This is a genomic window from Paenibacillus sp. UMB4589-SE434 (genome assembly GCF_030226685.1).
Classification (GTDB): domain Bacteria; phylum Bacillota; class Bacilli; order Paenibacillales; family Paenibacillaceae; genus Paenibacillus_B.
Genome location: NZ_JASOYK010000005.1, coordinates 15,251 through 34,750 on the forward strand (window position 1 = coordinate 15,251; position 19,500 = coordinate 34,750).

At 48.1% G+C, this 19,500-nt stretch carries 15 protein-coding genes; 5 read left to right on the forward strand and 10 right to left on the reverse strand.

The genetic code is table 11. The annotated features are described in order from the left end of the window. Positions 1-363: 363 nt before the first annotated feature. Both QP775_RS17565 and ptsG read right to left on the reverse strand, forming a co-directional pair. Positions 364-1,524 (reverse strand): iron-containing alcohol dehydrogenase, encoded by a 1,161-nt coding sequence (locus QP775_RS17565; protein ID WP_285108011.1) that lies wholly within the window; start codon positions 1,522-1,524, stop codon positions 364-366. Between the two features lie 102 nt (positions 1,525-1,626). Then, the gene (gene ptsG / locus QP775_RS17570) at positions 1,627-3,198 is read right to left on the reverse strand and encodes a glucose-specific PTS transporter subunit IIBC (protein ID WP_239329246.1); all 1,572 of its coding nucleotides are present in this window, start codon (positions 3,196-3,198) and stop codon (positions 1,627-1,629) included. Positions 3,199-3,423: 225 nt separating this feature from the next. Between ptsG and QP775_RS17575 the strand changes: the two genes are divergently transcribed. Together QP775_RS17575 and QP775_RS17580 are read left to right on the forward strand one after the other, a co-directional pair. Beyond that, on the forward strand, positions 3,424-4,635 hold the full coding sequence (locus QP775_RS17575) for an MFS transporter (RefSeq protein ID WP_285108013.1): 1,212 nt from the start codon (positions 3,424-3,426) through the stop codon (positions 4,633-4,635). Between the two features lie 376 nt (positions 4,636-5,011). Further along, entirely contained in the window at positions 5,012-5,875 is an 864-nt protein-coding gene (locus QP775_RS17580; RefSeq protein ID WP_285108015.1) for a lipoate--protein ligase family protein, read from the forward strand. A gap of 76 nt (positions 5,876-5,951) precedes the next feature. On the opposite strand, the gene QP775_RS17585 is transcribed toward QP775_RS17580, so the two are convergent. Then, positions 5,952-6,719 (reverse strand): TrmB family transcriptional regulator, encoded by a 768-nt coding sequence (locus QP775_RS17585; RefSeq protein WP_285108017.1) that lies wholly within the window; start codon positions 6,717-6,719, stop codon positions 5,952-5,954. Between the two features lie 242 nt (positions 6,720-6,961). Then, positions 6,962-7,753, reverse strand: a complete 792-nt coding sequence (locus QP775_RS17590; RefSeq protein WP_285108019.1) for a Cof-type HAD-IIB family hydrolase — start codon at positions 7,751-7,753, stop codon at positions 6,962-6,964. A gap of 256 nt (positions 7,754-8,009) precedes the next feature. On the opposite strand from QP775_RS17590, the gene QP775_RS17595 reads away from it, so the two are divergent. Then, complete coding sequence (locus QP775_RS17595; RefSeq protein WP_285108020.1) at positions 8,010-9,044, forward strand: LacI family DNA-binding transcriptional regulator; 1,035 nt, start codon at positions 8,010-8,012, stop codon at positions 9,042-9,044. 26 nt (positions 9,045-9,070) lie between these two features. On the opposite strand, the gene QP775_RS17600 is transcribed toward QP775_RS17595, so the two are convergent. The 4 genes from QP775_RS17600 to QP775_RS17615 form a co-directional block, all read right to left on the reverse strand. Beyond that, on the reverse strand, positions 9,071-12,007 hold the full coding sequence (locus tag QP775_RS17600) for a transglutaminase TgpA family protein (protein WP_285108023.1): 2,937 nt from the start codon (positions 12,005-12,007) through the stop codon (positions 9,071-9,073). Continuing rightward, a complete protein-coding gene (locus QP775_RS17605; RefSeq protein ID WP_285108025.1) occupies positions 11,988-13,424 on the reverse strand; it encodes a DUF58 domain-containing protein in 1,437 nt (478 codons plus the stop codon). The genes QP775_RS17600 and QP775_RS17605 overlap by 20 nt, the downstream gene beginning before the upstream one ends. Beyond that, complete coding sequence (locus QP775_RS17610; protein ID WP_285108027.1) at positions 13,421-14,728, reverse strand: AAA family ATPase; 1,308 nt, start codon at positions 14,726-14,728, stop codon at positions 13,421-13,423. Before QP775_RS17610 ends, QP775_RS17605 begins: the two co-directional genes overlap by 4 nt. A 184-nt stretch (positions 14,729-14,912) precedes the next feature. Then, positions 14,913-16,427 carry a polysaccharide deacetylase family protein gene (locus QP775_RS17615; RefSeq protein ID WP_285108029.1) on the reverse strand — a complete coding sequence of 505 codons (1,515 nt, stop codon included), beginning with the start codon at positions 16,425-16,427 and terminating at the stop codon, positions 14,913-14,915. A 257-nt stretch (positions 16,428-16,684) separates the two neighbouring features. Between QP775_RS17615 and modA the strand changes: the two genes are divergently transcribed. Together modA and modB are read left to right on the forward strand one after the other, a co-directional pair. Then, positions 16,685-17,512, forward strand: a complete 828-nt coding sequence (modA, locus tag QP775_RS17620; RefSeq protein ID WP_285108031.1) for a molybdate ABC transporter substrate-binding protein — start codon at positions 16,685-16,687, stop codon at positions 17,510-17,512. A gap of 30 nt (positions 17,513-17,542) precedes the next feature. Then, positions 17,543-18,196: a molybdate ABC transporter permease subunit gene (modB, locus tag QP775_RS17625; protein ID WP_285108033.1), complete on the forward strand. Its 654-nt coding sequence runs from the start codon at positions 17,543-17,545 to the stop codon at positions 18,194-18,196. 112 nt (positions 18,197-18,308) lie between these two features. Here the strand turns inward: modB and QP775_RS17630 are convergent, their stop codons facing one another. Next, positions 18,309-18,857, reverse strand: coding sequence for an RNA 2'-phosphotransferase (locus tag QP775_RS17630; protein ID WP_239329260.1), 549 nt, complete (start codon positions 18,855-18,857; stop codon positions 18,309-18,311). A 164-nt stretch (positions 18,858-19,021) separates the two neighbouring features. Continuing rightward, on the reverse strand, positions 19,022-19,405 hold the full coding sequence (locus tag QP775_RS17635) for a hypothetical protein (RefSeq protein ID WP_285108035.1): 384 nt from the start codon (positions 19,403-19,405) through the stop codon (positions 19,022-19,024). Positions 19,406-19,500 lie beyond the last annotated feature (95 nt).

The window sequence follows — 19,500 nt, forward strand, 5'->3', positions numbered from 1 at the left end:
ATGAAAATGACAAGCTTTATTACCAACGCTCACATGAGCATCATGCCCATGCAGCGATAGCTATCTGGGTTGTTGAAAGTAAAGCTTCGTGCAACTGCACATTATGATATCTTAATCAAATGAAGGCCCGACGTCAATGAAACGACGACGCTCTATGCCTAACTTTTGTTACTATACCACATCCTGCCGCATAGCATACCCTGAATGTAAATGTTACTCGTTAATTTTCATTTCGTCAAAAATCGACAGGTTCTCGCTAGATACGCACAACAACAGGCCCGGTCTACATCCTATACCGAGCCTGTCTCCTATCAAACTAAATAACGCTCCTCGCTCTACGAGAATGCACCAGCACCGATACAGCTACAACGATGCACGGTAAATCGCTAGTACATCTTTGCGATCCAGCTTCTTGAAGTTGCCGAACGGACCAAAGAGCATCGCTTTATCAGCCATTTCCTCAAGCTTCGAATCATCAATATCATAATCAGCTAGTCGGCTAGGGGCTCCGATAGACGTCCAGAAGCTGCGCAGCGCCTCAATGCCTGCAAGCGCAACTTCTTCATCGGAACGGCCCGTTGAGTCGATGTTGAACACATTTACAGCAAGCTGTTTATAACGGCCCACATTCTCGGATAGTGTATGCTTCATCCAGTTAGGGAACAAAATAGCAAGCCCGCCGCCGTGTGGAATATCGTACACGGCAGATACCGCATGCTCGATATTATGCGTCGCCCAATCACCGCTCACCCCCATGCTTGGCATGCCGTTCAGCGCTAACGTACCCGATAGCAGAATCGTCTCACGCAGCTCCATGTTGTCCAAGTCCTTTATAAGCTCAGGAGCTGTACGCACCACGCTCTTTAACAATGTCTCAGACCAACCGTCTTGGACAAGTGTATTGGTCCCATGATGGAAATAATTCTCGAAGACGTGCGACATAATGTCCACCATACCATAGACCGTCTGATTTTCAGGTAACGTTGTCGTAAATGCAGGGTCAAGGATCGAGAACTTCGGATAGGCATGCGGGCTCCACCAGCCTAGCTTTTCATTGGTTTCCCAATTCGTTATGACCGAAGCGCCGTTCATTTCCGAACCCGTTGCCGCAATCGTCAGCACCGTGCCAAGTGGGAGGCCCGTCTGTGGAGCTGCTTTACGCAAGCAGAAATCCCACATATCGCCATCGTACTTCGCCCCGACAGCAATCGCCTTGGCACAATCGATGACACTTCCGCCCCCGACAGCCAGTATAAAGTCAACCTGCTGGGCACGGCATAAGTCCACCCCTTTATGTACAGTCGACAGTCGCGGGTTAGGCTCCACGCCTGCCAATTCAGTTACGCGTAATTCCATTCCGTTGAGAATATCCGTCACCTGAGTGTAAAGTCCATTCCGCTTGATGCTGCCCCCACCATAAACAAGCAGTACGCTGCTGTATGCCGATAGCTCCTGTTTCAAATGAGACAATTGTCCCTTTCCAAATATAAGCTTTGTTGGATTGTGAAATTGAAATGCCTGCATCTCCCGAACTCCTCCTCTGAATGACCATTACATTATTACCCTCATTATAAAGGAAGTCTGGCACAATTGCCTCTTTCAGACCAAAAGGCGATCGCGCAGTTACTAGGTTTCTTCCTCCTTGGCCTCTTTAGCATCGGACTCATCCTGAAGCTCCATATCCTCACGTTTAATCAGTTCATGAATCTGATGCTTAATCGTCTCCGAACGTGTGCCGAATATGGCTTGAATGCTGTTCCCAACTTCTAACACGCCAGAGGCTCCCAACTCCTTCAGCTTGGTTTTGTCTACTTGTCCTGCTTCGTTTACCTGCACCCGCAGACGTGTAATACACGCATCTAACGAGCCAATATTCGTTTTACCGCCAAGTGCATTCAGAATTCCTCGCGGCAATTCGTCTGCTGATGATGCCTGAACGACAGTACCGCCTTGAACTGCGATCTCCCGCCCTGGTGTTCGCAGGTTGAAGTTCCGTATTGCAAGTCGAAAACCAAAATAATAGATCAAAGCCAGCACTAATCCTGCTGGGATGACAAGCCAATAAGGCGTCCGATTTTGAAGCACACCAAACAACAAATAATCGATCACACCACCTGAGAAAGTCATCCCGATCTTGACCCCAAGCAGATGCATCGTTAAGAAAGACAGGCCTGCAAAGAGTACATGCACCGCAAACAACACCGGCGCCACAAACAGAAACGAGAACTCTAGCGGCTCTGTTATCCCCGTTAGGAACGATGTCAGTGCAGCTGAGCCCAGCAAGCCCGCAACCAGCTTTTTATTTTCAGGGCGAGCCTCATGGTACATTGCCAATGCTGCGGCAGGCAGCCCGAACATCATAAACGGGTATTTTCCCGTCATAAAGGTTCCCGCTGTCAGTTCGACTCCATCTTTTAACTGTGCAAAAAATATTTTCTGATCACCACGAACCAACTCGCCTGCTTTGTTAATATACTGTCCAAACTCAAACCAGAACGGTGCATAAAAAATATGGTGCAGCCCGAAAGGAATCAAGGCACGCTCGCAGGTTCCGAAAATCAATGCCGCCATCGAGCGATTCGAATCAATGAGTGAGTGCGAGAATGCATTTAAGCCATTCTGTACAGGAGGCCATATAATTGTCAGCAGCACCCCTATCAGCAAGGCCGTGACCGCCGTAATAATGGGGACAAATCTTTTGCCCGCAAAAAATCCGAGATAAGACGGCAGTTCAATCGTAAAAAATCGTTTGTACAACGTAGCTGCTGTTATCCCGATAATAATCCCCCCGAACACACCTGTCTGCAAAGTTGGGATACCTTGCAAAGATGCATATGAGAAGTCCTGTGCAACCAACTCGGGTGTCACCTTCATAATGACTTTCATTGTGACGTTCATGACAAAATAACCTACGATAGCAGCCAATCCCGCCACGCCGTCTCCACCTGCCAGGCCAATCGCAACCCCTACAGCAAACAACAAAGATAGATTGTCAAATACGATACCACCTGACTGTTCCATTACACTGGCAATCGTACTCCATGCCGGCCCGCTAAGCGCCGGAATCCGTTCGATTAAGTCTGGATTGCCAAGGGCGTTGCCGACACCTAGCAGAATTCCCGCAGCTGGCAAGATCGCAACTGGCAGCATAAGTGCTTTTCCGACTTTTTGTAAAACACCAAACAATGATTTAAACATATATTCTTTCAACCCCTGACTGTACACATGTTCATGACATACGAAAATCTGCTGTTAACATTTCCTGCAATGACGCGAACTATACAGAACAAGGCACAATGATTGCCTGCTAAACAATACTTGCCAGCTCGGGTTTATCCTATTTTTTCATATTTATGTTGCTAAACAAACTATAGGTTACTATAATAGTAGTAACTTTTTATGTTTAAGGAAGGGTGTGTCTGTTTGAATTTACGTGTTTATTTATTGGCCGTTTCCGCCTTTGTCGTCGGCACGGTAGAGCTGATCGTCGGAGGTATACTCGACCTGATTGCAGCGGATTTGCACATTTCCGTTAGCGCTGCAGGCCAATTTATAACCATATTTTCGGTCGCATTTGCTATATCGGCGCCAATATTGATGAATCTTACAGCGAAAATGGAACGCAAAAAGCTGTATTTATACGCTCTTGCCGTCTTTGTACTCGCCAATCTGATTGTTGCTTTCAGCTCGAGTTATGCGCTTACGCTGTCTGCGCGCGCTTTATCAGCGATGAGCGGTTCCGTCATCATTGTGTTATCCATTACGATGGCATCTAAACTCGTCCCTGAATCCCATCGAGGAAGAGCAATCGGTGTTATCTATATGGGTATTAGCGGCTCGCTTGTGCTTGGAGTTCCTATCGGAATGGTTATCGGAAACGCTTATGGATGGAGAGCGCCTTTCCTACTGATTGTGGCGTTAAGCCTTGTTGCAATGATCTGCATCGCCTTGTTCCTGCAGCGAACCCAGCCAAGTCCTGCTGTACCACTTCGCCAGCAGCTTTCTACGCTGCGCAGTAGCAAGATCATAAGCGGTCAACTCATCTCATTTATAATGCTAACAGGACATCTGACGCTGTATGCTTACCTTGCGCCTTTTGTGCAATCCAACTTTGACATTAGTCCAACGATGATGAGTGTAGTCTATTTCATGTTTGGGATTGCCGCCGTATCCGGTGGTGGACTTGGAGGCTTGCTGTCAGATAAATGGGGCGTTAATAAAACGATTCTGTTGATCGTAACCTGCTTCTCGGGAGCCATGTTTATGATGCTGCTAGCTTCCCAAGCATCGATTTACGTATTTATGGCAGCCATGATGATCTGGGGCGGACTCAGTTGGGCCTTGTCGCCTGCACAGCAATCCTACCTGATCAAGCATGCGCCAGATACCGTCGAAATTCAGTTGAGCCTGAATAACTCGGTTATGCATCTAGGTATTGCTACCGGCTCCTTTATTGGGGGTATTGTGATCGAGAAGAGTTCTGTCGCTAACAACCCATGGGTAGGCGGTATGATCGCCCTGTTGGCATTAGGATGCGCAGCTTTCTCCATTAGCCGCAAGCCGGTTGATGCAAACGTGCCAGCTGCTAAACGTCCTTCTGCTTCAACAGTTGGTTCGATTGCTGAACAAGCATAATTCGATGTGTTAACGACATAAAAGGGTCTGTCCCAAAAGTGTTCACAGTACCGAGAACAGCCCAGAATGATTAGTGAATGACCTCAAATTCCACGATGTAGTGGAATTTGAGGTCATTTTTATGCGCAAAATGCAATACCATAGAGTCCGAAAGATCATAAAAGGGCTTTGGGGACAGTCCTTTTTTTGTATTCAGCCTGACTAACAGCGTCTTGTATCAGCTCTAATTTAAAATTTGGATAGGTAGAACATCCGCTTTCATGCTACGATAAATGTACAAGTTAATGAGGTTAATAGGGTAGCTGTTCAAAGCATCAATCATCTAATTATCCATTGAATCTATGACGGGGATAACAAGATACAGGGGGACGCGAAGATGACAGAATGTGCAATTTCATTTACAGGGGAAGACGGGCTCGACAATTTGCTGTTGCTGGATCGCACGCAGCAAGATGAAGCGCAGGACATTCTGTATCCCTTTGCGCTAGATGAACTGCTGTGCAAGCACACAGGCAGTGGAGGTCCAGCAGTGTGTCACTTGTGGCGCCATCCGCGCGGCTTTGTGATGGGACTGCGCGACAGCAGACTTCCGCAAGCCGCCGCAGCACAAGATTGGCTGGAGTCGCTTGGCTATTCGACCGCTGTTCGGAGTACAGGTGGTGCAGCTGTCCCCCTCGACTTGGGTGTCGTAAACATTTCATTGATACTGCCGAAGCAAGGTTTAGGGGACAAATGCTTCCGTTCCGATTATGAGCGCATGTATCGCTTGATCCAGCTTGCCTTACAAAGCACAGGCTGCACCGTCGACAAAGGTGAAATAGACGGCGCCTACTGCCCTGGTGATTTCGATCTGAGCATAGGAGGCATCAAGTTCTGCGGGATCGCACAGCGACGTCAAGCCCAAGCTTTCGTCGTACAAGCCTTTGTCATCTGCCAAGGCTCGGGCAAAGCAAGCGCCGAGTTGGTCAGATCCTTCTACGATCGCGCAGCAGCAGGTGTAACGCAAGCCGACCATCCTATTGTGACAGACGACAAAACGGGCAGTCTGGAAGAACTGACCTCTCTTGGGAGCAGTGCCGCGCAAGCTTTTGTTGAAGCCGTGAAGCAGGTCATCCGTGAACGCCAATCCAGCCCTGACATTGCTGAAGCAGCCACCAAACTATGGCTGCCAGAGCCAGAACAAGTACACACTGTCATCGATACCCTTCGAAACCGTTACGGGATAGAGCGGCACAAGTAACCAACAAGCCCACCACTTTACTATAGTGTGAAGTGGTGGGCTTGCTTTGGCATATGTAACGGTGCTAGTGACCAGCTTAATACCTCAACCTCATCAACAGGGCTTTCATTTCCGCATCCTGCATCAATTCTGTCGCATACTTCCGCGATATAATTGCAAGCGCCACGTCATGATGGAAGAACTCCGTAAAAAACTTCACGAATGGCTGCGCCATCGTCCGCATGGCCTGCCAATTACCCTCTTCCATGCCGGCAAACAGCACTTGATTACCATCTGCAATAATCAGTTTGAACTGCTCCAATATCATCTCATGTCCATCTGTCGGCTCAAGTACGTTCATCTTTGTCAGTTTGACAGCACCAGGATTGCCGCCTGTAACCAACACTTCAACATCTACACCCTGCTGCTCCTTTTGCTCCAAAAGTGGAGCGAACTCCTTAAACTCGTCCACCCACATCGATAACACGATAGAACACTCCGCCTGATCAATCAGCTGTCGGCAGTAAGCTTGAATGGAACTGTTTGTCTTTAGGCTCCACACTTGGTCGTCCGCATAAGTTCGGCGTGTCCCTGCTCTTCTGAGATCAGCAATATCACGTTCAAATTCGTGAGTCAGCTTATCAATCACAATCTGCATTGGGATTGCCGAATAAGTACGCTTTTTGCCCGAGACAGCATCTGATACGATCCCTTTTTCTACGAGCTTGGCAATCACCTCATAAATCTTAGCCTTAGGCACGCCCGAATGCTTAACGATCGTCGTAGCATCCATCGGTTCCGCATGAGTAACCAGCGCTTCATATACTTTACTTTCATATTGGGAAAATCCGAACTTCTGCAGCATATCGTTCCTCCATGTCGATTCATCCGATTCCACAGAACAGCTATCTGTCTACGACTAGTTTACTTGAAGACTTCATGCACAAACAAGCTCACTTCGGATATCACCCCCTACACTTTGTCTGAATAAATAGCAAAAAGGAACTCCGCCTCCTCATAATAAGAGGGTAAGAGTTCCCGACATTAGTTAATGATATGATCTATTTATGTGTTTAACTTAACAGCTACTGTACGACCTCTTCCCTTTTACCCCAATACTCCTTTTGGAACGTATAGTCCTAGTTCCTGAAGCGCCGCTGCTATGCCGCCATCTGCCGAGGATAATGTGACACGATGAGCCACGCGCTTCACTTCTTCTTTGGCATTGCCCATAGCTACACCAACACCTACATATTGCAGCATCTCCAAGTCGTTTAATCCGTCTCCAAATGCAACGCTATGCTCTGCTTCAAGCTTGGCATCCTTTAGATAATGCTGGATGCCTATTGCTTTCGATATGCCTTGCAGTTGCACATCAAGCGCATTATCGTGCCACCGTATAAATTGCAGCTCCGGCAGCTGCTCCACATAATCCGCCAAGTCCGCATCCTTACAAAATAACAATCCTTGATAAATATCACAGTTCTTGTACAAGTCCGGTTGAACTGGGGGCGCTGGGATGTCATGTACACCAAGACACTCCTCCACTAACGGATGCTCCCTAGTAAGGGACATATCCTCCGCACCGATCCAGCCGATAGCATGTCCATTCGGATCTGCTACTGCTTGAAGCCGATCCAGCAAGTCTATCGGCATAGGTGTATGTGCGACAACTCGGTCATTACGCACCACATATCCTCCATTTAAGCTCACGTAGGAATGGATATTTAAGGCCTCTCTTATATGTGCAAACGTTGCAGGTGTTCGACCAGTAGCAATTGCGGTCTCAATCCCGTTCTCCTGCAAGTGCCTGATCGCGTCACGCGTAGACTCTGGAATCTGCTTCTGCTCATCCAACAACGTTCCATCAATATCAAAAAACACAATACGGTAACTCATCCGTGACCCCTCCCACTTTCTATCTGTTACAAAGCTGTCTGCTGCCATCCTGCCAGCAGTGCCTTGCTAGTGGCCGTGTATCGTTACGCCCTCAGCGTATATATTGTGTTCTCTGCATTTGGTAACGCCAATAGCACGGCCTGTCGATCATGTTGCTCTTTCAGCTTACGATATGAAACGCTTTTCAGGTCAACCTTTTTATTTATTCTTAAAGAAGCGTAAAATAAAGAGTAGTGGGAAAACAGGAGGAATGATGATGGCTAACATCAAACAGATCGCCCTTGCAGCAGGTGTCTCAGTTACAACTGTATCACGAGTAATAAATGGACATCCATATGTCTCTGAAGACAAGCGCAGTGCAGTATGGAAAGCCATTGAGCAGTTGCAGTACAAGCCTAACCGCAATGCTGTCAATTTGGCCAAAGGCGAGACCCGCATGGTGGCGGTTCTGCTGCCGTTTGCCAATCATCCCTACTTTGCGGGTATGCTGGAGGGCATTTCCTATTTTGCGCTGCAGCATCAGTATCATATCGTGTTGTGCCAGACGGATTACAAACCGGAAGAGGAGATTCGTGCTCTAGATCTGCTGCGAGACAAGCAAGTAGATGGCGTGATCATCTGTTCGAAGCAAAGTAATTGGTCAGCTATTGAACCTTATGCAGCATACGGCCCGATTGTAGTCTGTGAGTATACAGAGTCCACGGCGTTTTCTTCTATATACGTCGATTATTATGAGATTACACGTTATATCATGAACATGTTGATCGACCAAGGGCACCGTCACATTGGATATTGCATCGGGAGACCTGACAGCTTTAACAGCTTGAATCGCATTCGCGCGTATCGGGATGCACTACAGGCCATTCAAGAACCTCTTGTTCCAGAATGGACTTTTGCGAACTGCTACCAATACGATCACGGGGCAGAGGTTATTCGTGCCATCAGCAATTTGCAAATACGTCCAACAGCGCTTGTCGTTGCTGGAGATCAATCCGCCGCAGGCATCCTGCTGGAAGCCGCCAAGCTAGGTATTAAGGTGCCTGAACAGCTTTCTGTCATTGGGTTCGATAATATTCCGATAGCAAGCGTGCTTGAATTATCAACATTTGACCATTCAAGTTACGATATTGGCTGTCTGGCTTTTACAATCTTTTACCGACAATTACACGCAGACGTGCCGCAAGCAGAGAAGCATCAGCTCCCATACCACTTTATCGAACGTGCTACCGTTGGACAGGCACCTTCTTCCAATACTGCTCTGTCATATGCGAAGACGCCAGCTCAGGAGTGAAGCGATACCTAGACTGGCGTCAACTACTATTGGCTGCGGCTCTGTTTTTTGTCCGCACGCAGCCATTCCAATACTCCTGCACATCCATCCACAAACCGTGTGCGGTGAATACGTTCCCCTTGATACTTGGCATATAACATCGCGTTGCAGTCTTTGGCAAACAATTGCAGCAATTGCACAGTGTCCTTATGCAGTGACAATTGCGACACCCCCTCCAAATACTCGTCAAGCGTCATGCCATTAGGGCGATGGCCGCAGCGGCGCTCAATGAGCTGCCAAGCCAGCTTGCCCATTAAAGGCACCCGCTCCGCATCATAATACTGCTGCTGCGACGAAACGAGCCTTTTTAACTGCCGCAGCGGAGCATTATATCGCAGCATCCTGGCGAAATAACGAATGCTTAACAGTAAGGCTAGCAGTATGAAAATGAATAGGAGGCTCCCCATCATCGGAATTTCGTCCCACAACTGCCCAATAATTGTACCTCTTTTGGTTGACCCTTCCTGACCTGCTTGTTCATCCGTCAAAATCCCCTGCCAATAAGCCCCGCTTGTTATACGGGCCCATTCCATCGAAGCCTGCTGTGACATGATGTCCACACCCCAAGCTGCTGCTTTCCTCCATCTCTGGAACTGCTGCACAGTATCGTCCCAGAAGCTGGACCATATATGCCCCCAAGAACCATCTGATGATGCTAAAGAATTGGAGGCCGACCGTTCCTTTAACGGTAACACCTTGTGTTCCGCTGCGAGTCGCAGCCATTCTCCGTCAATAGGAGCCTGCACAACATCGGTATCCATTGCTGTACTTACACGCGGAGTAGTTGCGGTATCAGCAGTATGAACCATATTTGTTCTCCTCGGCGTAATGCCCAGTTGTCTCGTACCTTCCACATGATCCGCAGCTTTTAGGCGCATGGTGCTAGCCTGATTTGCATTACTTGTTAGACTCTCTGCTGTCCTAGCAGTTCCTCCTGCGCGCTCAGTTCCCGCAGCCTGACTTGAATCCAATTTGATGGTTGACTGAACACCACTTGGCGGTGTCGCTTCAAATGCAACCCAACCGACTTGCGGAAAATATACTTCCACCCATGAATGTGCGGCTGACGCCTGCACCACATATTGGCCCGGTGCTTCGACCTGTCCTGGGGCAAACCCTTTCACCCAACGTGCAGGGATTCCCTCTGCACGCAGCAGTACGGCCATAGCCGTAGAAAAGTGATTGCAATAGCCTTGACGCTGCTCAAATAAAAATTGATCCACAAAGTCAGTGCCAATTGGTGGGACAGCGGTCTCTGCTTTGGTGTATGCATAATGGCTTAACAGATAATGCTGAACTCTTTTTACCTGCTCGTACCGTGCCGCTGCGGGTGATAGGATCTCGTTAGCCAATTTACGAACCCTATCAGGTGTTGATTGCGGCAGGCTTGTATACTTCGCCGTAATCTCACTTGGATCTGCGATGTCTTCCAGTTGGCTCCACTTTTCCCCATCCATTTGGAATATCCGGGTCTCGTATGAATACCTCAAAGGAATAGACAAGGAGAACTCGTCCGTTTGATCGCCTCCGACAGCCCGATATCGTTCCCACGCCTGCTCGTATTTCAGCTTGGGCAGACGTTTACCGGCGTCGTAGTATTGTCCCTGTGTATAATCACTCGTATGATCACTTTCCCAGCTTTGCAGCCTTTCAGGCCGTCCGCCAAATACAAGCGGCATCCGCAGCGCTTCGCTTGCTTCAAGCTGGATGGTTTGTGTAATCGGCCTTGACCAACCGAGCTTTGCAGCTTGCTTATCCGCTGCCTCTGAGCTTATAGCCCCCGATGGATCAAGTACTTCTGGGCTTAATGCAGCTTCTTCATCTGGCACTTCCCAGCCACGCCCCGTATAGATGCTCTTGGATTCAACACGCCAGTACGTAGGCGCTGGCGTACTCGCACGAAATAGAATCGCTGCATCATCGGATACGGGTGCACCTAATTCTGTATCATCTGTGCCGTAGCCCGTCCTAGCTGGCCCACCTGCCAGACCTGCGGGCCCCTCTTTGGTTCTGCCAGCAGTCTCACGGATAGCTTGTGCAGCGGTATCCGCTGCTTCCTGTACCCAGCTTGTTAGAGCTGGCCATGATTTGGGCTTATCCCACTGTGCTGCTTGTCCCCATAAAGCAAATAAGGCGACTAGTCCAGTACTAAACAGCACCGTAGCCAGCCACCACCGAACCGGCCAAGCCATGTTCGTATATGTTCGATCCCACCTCTTCTGCCTCTGCAATTGCAGACAAGAGGCGAGCGCAGCTGTCCACGCTATCGTACGGACGAACCCATAGGCATTGTCGGCGCCCAACACCATTTGAAGAATAACTAAATAAGCCAGTGTCGCCCCACTGAACAACAGAATGGAATGCTGTGTTAGCATCAAGGACTGGATAAGCGCACACAGGATTACAATCCCAACGATGAGCAGAAGCGTTTGCAATTCTTCTCCGATTGGCGCCCATTGCCATTGGATCAAGCCTGCCCCAAGCTGCTGCATATCGACTGCTATGCCTGTATACAGCCTCGCAAAACCGTGGCTGACCGCACTTACGTTATGTATGAAGTCCCCGCTCATACCTGTTAAATCTGCTTGTCTGCTCTCTGCCGCTGCACCGAGTACCCATGCGCTGGATAAGACCGCAATACCGGCTCGGACGATCACAAGCAACAGGACTCTTCTGGTAAGGAATACTCCTGCCAAGAGACTGCCCACAATCGTGCAGACAATTGGCAAGACATGCAGCAAGATTTCCTTACCTCCATAGTACTGGAGTGGAATGAGCCATTCCATAAACAAGCCGAACAGCAGTACTGTACATGTCACCTGCTGCCACAATTGCACTCCATTCCGCTCCATGGTGTCTTTTCCATAGGGCTCGACATACAGCTTTGTTGAGGCATAGACCTGCTTAATGAGATGAGGCTGCATAATCAGGTTCCTCCTTTCGAGTCGGGAGAGAAGAGGGCTCTTCAGCAGCACGTGACCTTACCTGCTTGGCATCCGCATCATCAGTTAAGGTCACCCATACAGCAATGCGGCACCCACGTAATTGTGTTTGTATCCGAGGTGCTCCCTCTGATACCTCTAAATGGCTTATGACCACAATGTCGCAGCCTTGGACTTGCTGATGCAGTACCTTGTTAGAGCTTGACCTGCATACAGCGTCCTCGAAAGAGGATACATACTCACTATCCTTATCCATACATATGTCATTCGATGAAATTAAAGGCAAGCTTGCTAACGCAATTGCGCGGCTGATTGCCTCCATTCCCACCTGCATTTCACCCTGATTAAGCCATATTAATCTGACCAAAATGCCTTGTTTCCAACCTATAGAGCACCATTCCGCTGCCGCATCCAGTGCTTCCTCCAGTAATTTCTGCTGATCCGCTTCATGACGAATCGACGCCTCCAGCCAACTCTCATCCAGTACAATCGTGAGCTGCCTCTTGTCTGCCTCGCGCGAGACTTTAACGGTCAGCTGTCTGTGCTTGGCATATGACCGCCAATGAATGGATCGCCAAGGATCGCCTGGCTGATACGAACGAAGCTCCGGTGTCGGAACACCTCCCCGACAATATGATACTGCTGTATCATGTTTCTCTTGTGCACCATCAGTCTGCATAAAGGATAATGGAAGATTAGTATTCGATTCCTTCCATTTCCCTGCACTCGGCATAATAAGTACGTCACTAGCGGGTAATCGGACATGGTGGCTGTTCATCTTCTTCGTAAACCAGCCCCATATATCACCCGTGTACAGCTCTGTGCTTACATATCGGTATATCCCTCTTGGCATCTTTGGCAGTAATTGTGAGTAGGCAAAGCTCTTGCGACCATTGGGATGGATCAGCTTAGTACTGCTCCAGTACATCTTATTTGCTGAATATGCCCCCGTAGAACAAGCTGGCATTCGATTCATGACGCCTGCCTGATCAGTACCAGCGTGATAAGGATCGTACATCTCCTTTACCGCTTGAGTGAATCTATTAGGGTCTGACTCAGTTGCCCCCAACTCATCGCTTACCAGTTCCCATATCTCTTCCACGCGTATATAAAGCCAGGGGAGCCTTGTTCCTGAAGACAATGTAGTGCACCATTCCAACTGACTCTGAAAAGCCCCATTAATCTCTTCATTAATCTTGGTATAGACGCGAACAGGTTCTTCATAAAGAGCCCATTTGAACCACACGCCGTATAGCACGTATAACGTCACCATTGCACCTATAAATGAGGCGGCTGCATGCAGTTGCGTCCAGCCATAGATAAGCAAGACGATGCCCACGGCTGCTGTCAACACAATACGCACAACGCATGACTGCGCCTGCCTGCGTAGGCTCCTCATCGGAACAAGCCTCCGAACCAGCTTGGGCCATCTCCTCGTGTCTTGACGTGACTTGTAACTGTCTGCCGAGCTGTTTCCTGCATAAACGAGCGCCCTCCGCTGCGATGACGCTTGGCAGTTATACCTATACCCATTCGAACATCAGATCCCCTGCTTGAGCCGATAATCGCATGTTGGGTCATGCCAATGCTTGAACTCGTACTTGCTCCGATAGTTGTGTCTGTATTTTTATCCACCCTATTATCCATCCTTGAACTCCTACGTATGCCCCTGCCCATACCCCCACGCCTACGAGCGGCTCCGTCTAGATCACTTTGCCTCGTAAAGCTTGGGATGGGAATGCTAGCAATCGTCTCTCTTATAACGTTACCTGCGGTATCTTGAGAAAGGGCGTGCTTCAACACTAGCCGATGCGCCAGGACAGGTGCAGCGATTACCTTCACATCGTCCGGTATAACATAAGCCCTGCCCGACAGAAACGCCTGCGCCTGAGCAGCTTGCATCAGGGCAACCGTACCGCGCGGACTAACACCGAGCACGACCTGCTCATGTGTGCGTGTTGCTTGCGCAATGTCCGCCATGTAACGGCATAACGTATCATCCACATGAATGCAGCGAATGCGTCTAATCAGCAGCGCCCATTCTTCCGGGGTAAATACCGGCTGTACCCGTGGCCGAGTCACACGTTCAATCCGACTCTGTTCGCGTACAAGCATGTCAGCCTCGCCATGAACATCCGGATATCCCAAGGATAAGCGAGTCATAAAACGGTCCAGCTCAGCCTCTGGCAGACGATATGTGCCTTCAAAAGCGAGCGGATTTTGCGTCGCGACAATCATAAAAGGCTCTGGTAGCGGACGTGTTACGCCGTCTACTGTAACTGACCGTTCTTCCATCGCCTCCAGCAAAGCCGATTGCGTGCGTGCTGGCGCCCGATTCAACTCATCCGCCAATACAACGTTGGCAGCAAGCGGCCCCTCGCTATAGCGGAGTACTCCAGTCGCCGGGTCCAGTACCATGCTGCCCGTAATATCCGCTGGCATCATGTCGGGCGTCATCTGTACGCGACGGAACGTGCCGTCTGCAAGCTGAGCCAGCGCTCTCGCCAGCAGCGTCTTGCCTACGCCCGGCACATCCTCCAGCAGGAGATGGCCGCCGGCCAGCATCGTCAAGCAAGCCAATCTTACAGGTTCCGGCTTGCCGATCACGACTTCATTAAGACGCTGCTGCATTTGTTCCCAACCGTATTGTACAAAAGTAGAAGTCCATACTTCTTTGGAATGAATAGATTCATGGTTATACATACTATCAGGTCCCTCCATTCTTATCATGGCGCTATCACGGTACAACAAAGGCCCGGGACGATGATCACGTACGCGTCACGCGTCGCATGAACCGATCCCGGGCCGCCCTATCAGATAGTGTCGCCCAATAGAATAGATTTCAAACCTATAAACCTATTACGAGATATGTACATCTCTACCTTTGTTACGGCTCAGCTCTCTCCTGCTTTGTTTCTTCTGCTTTTGTATCTTCTGCTTTGGCATTTTCATCCGTTTGCGAACTAGACTTGTTTGGATCTACAACCTGAAGCTCATACGATAGGAACTGAACATGAGAGACTTCCAAGGCTTGCCGTAATGGTACCCACAGCAGGTTGCCTTTCATCTGCGTCTCCCAAGGCAGTATAGTAAGTGTGCCGTCTATCTCGAGCTGCATTGGCTTGCCAGTTTTCCAGTCGATGGCCCACTCAAGCCCATTAACGTTTAACAGCAGAACTCCTTTGGCTTCATCGAAGGTAATGGTGCCTCCCAGCTTCTCTATCATCAAACGTACAGGAACATAGGTTATGTCCTGATAAGATCTGAACTGGTTTGACGCAAGCTCCAATTCTCCACTATCGGTCGTTACTTTTAATTGCATCAGAAGCGGGTCTGACTTCTGGATTGGAGGCTTAGGTGTCGTCCCTCCTGTAGGTGGCTGTGGCTGCTTTACAGGCTCACCTGTGGCTACCTGCACTGGATCAATATTCGCTTGAATCCAAGCTTGAGATACTGGCTTACGATCCCATCTTTCACGATCGGCAATACGGAATTGTACCTGCTTCATTTCAGGAGTCATAACTTCAAAACTATAGCCTTTTGCTTTGTAATACCGAATAATTTCCGGCAATGCCTTTACGGTTTCGCCGTGCCCTGTCCCATCGTGCATGAGCACAACCGTATCGGCACTCAAGGTGCCCTTCTTAACATCTGCTACGATTTCCTTGGCGGGTACACCTACCCGTTTGGAATCCCCGCTATCTACTGTCCAATCCATCACGACATAACCTGCTCGTCCCATCAGGTCAAAATATTGCTTGTTAAAGTTCAAAAATGTCCCACCTGGTGCGCGCACTAACGGCGGCTCATAACCGATCACCTCTTGAATGGCTTTACCTGTCTTCCGAATCTGACTCCAAAACCCACGAAAGTCTGAATATAATTCACGATAGTTATGGTTATAGGAATGATTGCCGATCGCATGTCCTTCATCTGCTATTCGTTTCAGCACTTTTGGATACTGCTTTACTTGCTGCCCCAGTAAATAAAATGTTCCTTTTACGTTCTCTCTTTTTAAAATATCAAGCACTTCAGGTGTATTTCTGCTTGGTCCGTCATCAAACGTCAAATACACTTTCTTGCTCTGTTTGCCTACAGTCAATAAGGCTGAAGCAGCTCCCGCTGCCTTCGCTTCATGCTCTATCGTTGGTAGCGAAAGTTCAATTTTAGGTATATGTGCTGCACCATCTTTGAGGATGAAATGAGCAGTGTTGGCCTTACGATACGGTGTTTGCGTCGCTGCTGATACAGGATGAGCTCTCCATTGCTGCTGTGCAGCCGCATAAGCAATTTCTTCACCAGCTGTGCGAACTCCTAATATGATTTCTCCCCCTATTAGAAGGGCAATGATACCCAGTATAGCTAACAATCGCGTTTCCATTCGCCGCTTTTTCTCTCTCATTCTATATGTCCTCCTCTATGTTATCTGCCTTCAGACTTTGCTTATATGAGCTAGTGCTCGTGGTATAAAGCAATTACTAGATTATATGGACATGCCGAGTAAAACATGACTGTTATTCTTCTATTTACAATGATTATCCTCTTTTGTTCTGATCATTTATAATATATATTATGTAGATTACAAGTTATGTTGGATATATACATTTATGTTTATATTATCATACATACGCGATTGTCATTGGGAAGGAGACTTACAAGATGTTCATACGCAAAATACGTAAGCTGCGAGCTGCTAGAATGATCATATTAAACCTTATGATCGCCTGTGTTCTGCTGCTTACAGGTTGTGGATCTAACGAGGCAAGTGTACACACCACAGAGCCAACAAAGCTTATCGTGTCGGCGGCGGCCAGCTTGCAGGATGTGATGGCTGAGGTCAAAGCTGCTTTTCAGAGCAAGAATAAGGATATCGACGTGCAGATCAATTATGGCTCATCCGGTGCGCTGCAAAAGCAAATCGAGCAAGGTTCGCCGGTTGATGTATTTATATCCGCAGGAACTAAGCCAATGAATGCACTGGTAAAAGCAGGTCTGGTGGAAGAAAAGATGAAGAAGGCGCTGCTCTACAACGATTTGGTGGTGATTGTGCCCGGCAGCAGTATTGCTGCATGGTCAAGCTTGGATATGCTGAAACAGAAGGATATTAGCCGCATTGCGATTGGTGCTCCGGAAAGCGTACCCGCTGGCATGTATGCCGAACAGACGCTAAAGAGCGCAGGTCTCTGGGATGAGTTAAATAACAAATATGTGTATACGAAGGATGTACGACAAGTTCTCTCTTATGTAAGCACGGGGAACGCTGAAGCCGGATTTGTCTATCGTACAGACGCTCTAACAACAAATAAAGTTGTCATTGCTTACCCAGTAAAATCGGATCAGCATGAACCTATCATCTACCCGATTGGAATCATCAAGAACAGCAAAAATACTGCCGCGGCCCAAAAATGGTTCGACTTTATGAATGGAGCTGAAACACAGCATCTATTTAAAAGCCAAGGGTTCCGAACCGCAACTTCATCGCAATAGCCTCTGCTCTTCTCGAAAGGATTAGACCGCATGGAATTCTGGAATCCCGTCTTATTATCACTTCGAATTACGTTGGTTGCAAGCTTCATTGTCATGCTGCTTGGTGTGGTCGCCGCTTGGCGCCTGAGTACTCGCAAGTTCCGAGGCAAGACACTGTTGGAGACGTTTTTTATGCTGCCGCTTGTTCTCCCTCCTACAGTAGTCGGCTTTATACTGTTAATGCTGTTTGGCCGTACCAGCTCCGTAGGACGCTTTATTGAAGCGGTACTTGGGCATCCACTCGTGTTCCATTGGACCGGGGCCGTATTAACCGCAGTAATTGTCTCTTTCCCGCTTGTCTATCAGACGTTAAAGTCAGGCTTTAACGATGTAGACCCCTTGGTAGAACAAGCCGCACGGGCCGAAGGCGCTAATGAATGGCAAGTGCTTCGCTGCATAACCATGCCGCTCGCAGCACGGTCGATGGCCACTGCATACGTGCTCGGCTTTACACGAGGCATCGGTGAGTTTGGCGCAACGTTAATGGTGGCAGGCAACATCCCAAACGTTTCACAGACTGTACCGACCGCGATCTACTTTGCTGTCGATGCAGGCCACACCGGCAAGGCCTGGGCATGGTCAGGATGTATGATCGCATTCTCGTTTCTGCTGCTGTTTGCTGCGAATCGCAAATCTGAGCGCTAACATAGCCTCTGCTTATTTGCATGCGGAATCACCTTTACCGGGAACATGCGTACAACCCGATAGCCTTGTTAGGCCCGACTTAGCTTTGCTGCCATTCCAGGCTGCTCGCGTTCTATTGGCGCTGCTGTACCGATATGTACTGGGATGGAACACCATCCGCCAACCATATCGAATGATTGCCGCAATAAAAGGGAATTCCCTCTTTGTTGGCTCGTTCTGCGTCAATCCTTAACAGGACCGGACTTGAATCTTTACGTGCTCCGACCGTCATAGCCGTGGCCGTATCCGTTGAGAGGTGAACATACTGCCTCTTCATAGGATGCAGGCCTTTCTCGAGTATTTGTTCGACGAGACACCGTGCTGTTCCATGATAAAGGATGGCGGGTGGTACTTCGGCCTGCTTGGTTATTTTATCGGGAACGGAATGTCCGTATAACGCTCTAATTTTACCACGGCCGATCTCATGCCTTTTCTTGTCCGACAAGTCAATCATCACAGCCAGATCATTCGGCGTAACAGCCTTCCAGCGTTGGTCCATATGTAAGGCATGCAGCAGCTGCTCTATTTCAACCCAACCCTCTGCGTCCAGTTCCAATTCGTATTCCCATGGTGCATGTCTCAATGCGTAGGATACTTCTTTGCTTAGTTTCATGTAATCCATGCGCTTACCTTCTTTCCATTTATGTAGTATTTAATTATTTGAGCTGCTTTGGAAAATTGTTCTCCTGCGGAGCACGGAATCTATTTTACTAGATATGGCTTCTTAGAGTTATACAATTAACTCTGAGGGCCATAAGCAAATCACAGATTTAGAGGCAATACAATTTATTTGCAACTTACTACTTTGTACTCCTTAGCTAATACCCAACCATTTAGGCCATACGAGGAAGAAAGCACATAGAACCCGTATTGTTCTTTTACTAATTTATCTATTAGTTCCTCGATGGTATGATAATCCATTGGCCAACAATAATTTTTTTGTTTCTCTAATAATTCACGATTTTCTCTTGAAAAATGATGTAGTTCATATTTTGTAATATCTAATATTATGCTATCTTCCAGTTGTGTTTCAAACAAATGTGCTAATACATCATCAAAAACTATATCAATCAATGTTTGACTTGGATATTGAACAGTATGAAGAACAATCTTATGTTTCTTTAAGTTGACTACATAAGATATTATCTCATTATCGTGAATAGTTAACACTTATTTCACCTCTTACTTCTCGAGTATAATATATGCCTACTTAATAGGTCACCCCGAACCATAAAAGCAATGAAGGAGGCTTGCAGCCAGCGCAA

Excerpts from the sequence above, each read along its gene's own strand:
- QP775_RS17565 (WP_285108011.1), bottom strand. The coding sequence starts at position 1,524 with ATGCAGGCATTTCAATTTCACAATCCAACAAAGCTTATATTTGGAAAG.
- ptsG (WP_239329246.1), bottom strand. The coding sequence starts at position 3,198 with ATGTTTAAATCATTGTTTGGTGTTTTACAAAAAGTCGGAAAAGCACTT.
- QP775_RS17580 (WP_285108015.1), top strand. The coding sequence starts at position 5,012 with ATGACAGAATGTGCAATTTCATTTACAGGGGAAGACGGGCTCGACAAT.
- QP775_RS17585 (WP_285108017.1), bottom strand. The coding sequence starts at position 6,719 with ATGCTGCAGAAGTTCGGATTTTCCCAATATGAAAGTAAAGTATATGAA.
- QP775_RS17590 (WP_285108019.1), bottom strand. The coding sequence starts at position 7,753 with ATGAGTTACCGTATTGTGTTTTTTGATATTGATGGAACGTTGTTGGAT.
- QP775_RS17595 (WP_285108020.1), top strand. The coding sequence starts at position 8,010 with ATGGCTAACATCAAACAGATCGCCCTTGCAGCAGGTGTCTCAGTTACA.
- QP775_RS17600 (WP_285108023.1), bottom strand. The coding sequence starts at position 12,007 with ATGCAGCCTCATCTCATTAAGCAGGTCTATGCCTCAACAAAGCTGTAT.
- QP775_RS17605 (WP_285108025.1), bottom strand. The coding sequence starts at position 13,424 with ATGAGGAGCCTACGCAGGCAGGCGCAGTCATGCGTTGTGCGTATTGTG.
- QP775_RS17610 (WP_285108027.1), bottom strand. The coding sequence starts at position 14,728 with ATGTATAACCATGAATCTATTCATTCCAAAGAAGTATGGACTTCTACT.
- QP775_RS17615 (WP_285108029.1), bottom strand. The coding sequence starts at position 16,427 with ATGAGAGAGAAAAAGCGGCGAATGGAAACGCGATTGTTAGCTATACTG.
- modA (WP_285108031.1), top strand. The coding sequence starts at position 16,685 with ATGTTCATACGCAAAATACGTAAGCTGCGAGCTGCTAGAATGATCATA.
- modB (WP_285108033.1), top strand. The coding sequence starts at position 17,543 with ATGGAATTCTGGAATCCCGTCTTATTATCACTTCGAATTACGTTGGTT.
- QP775_RS17630 (WP_239329260.1), bottom strand. The coding sequence starts at position 18,857 with ATGGATTACATGAAACTAAGCAAAGAAGTATCCTACGCATTGAGACAT.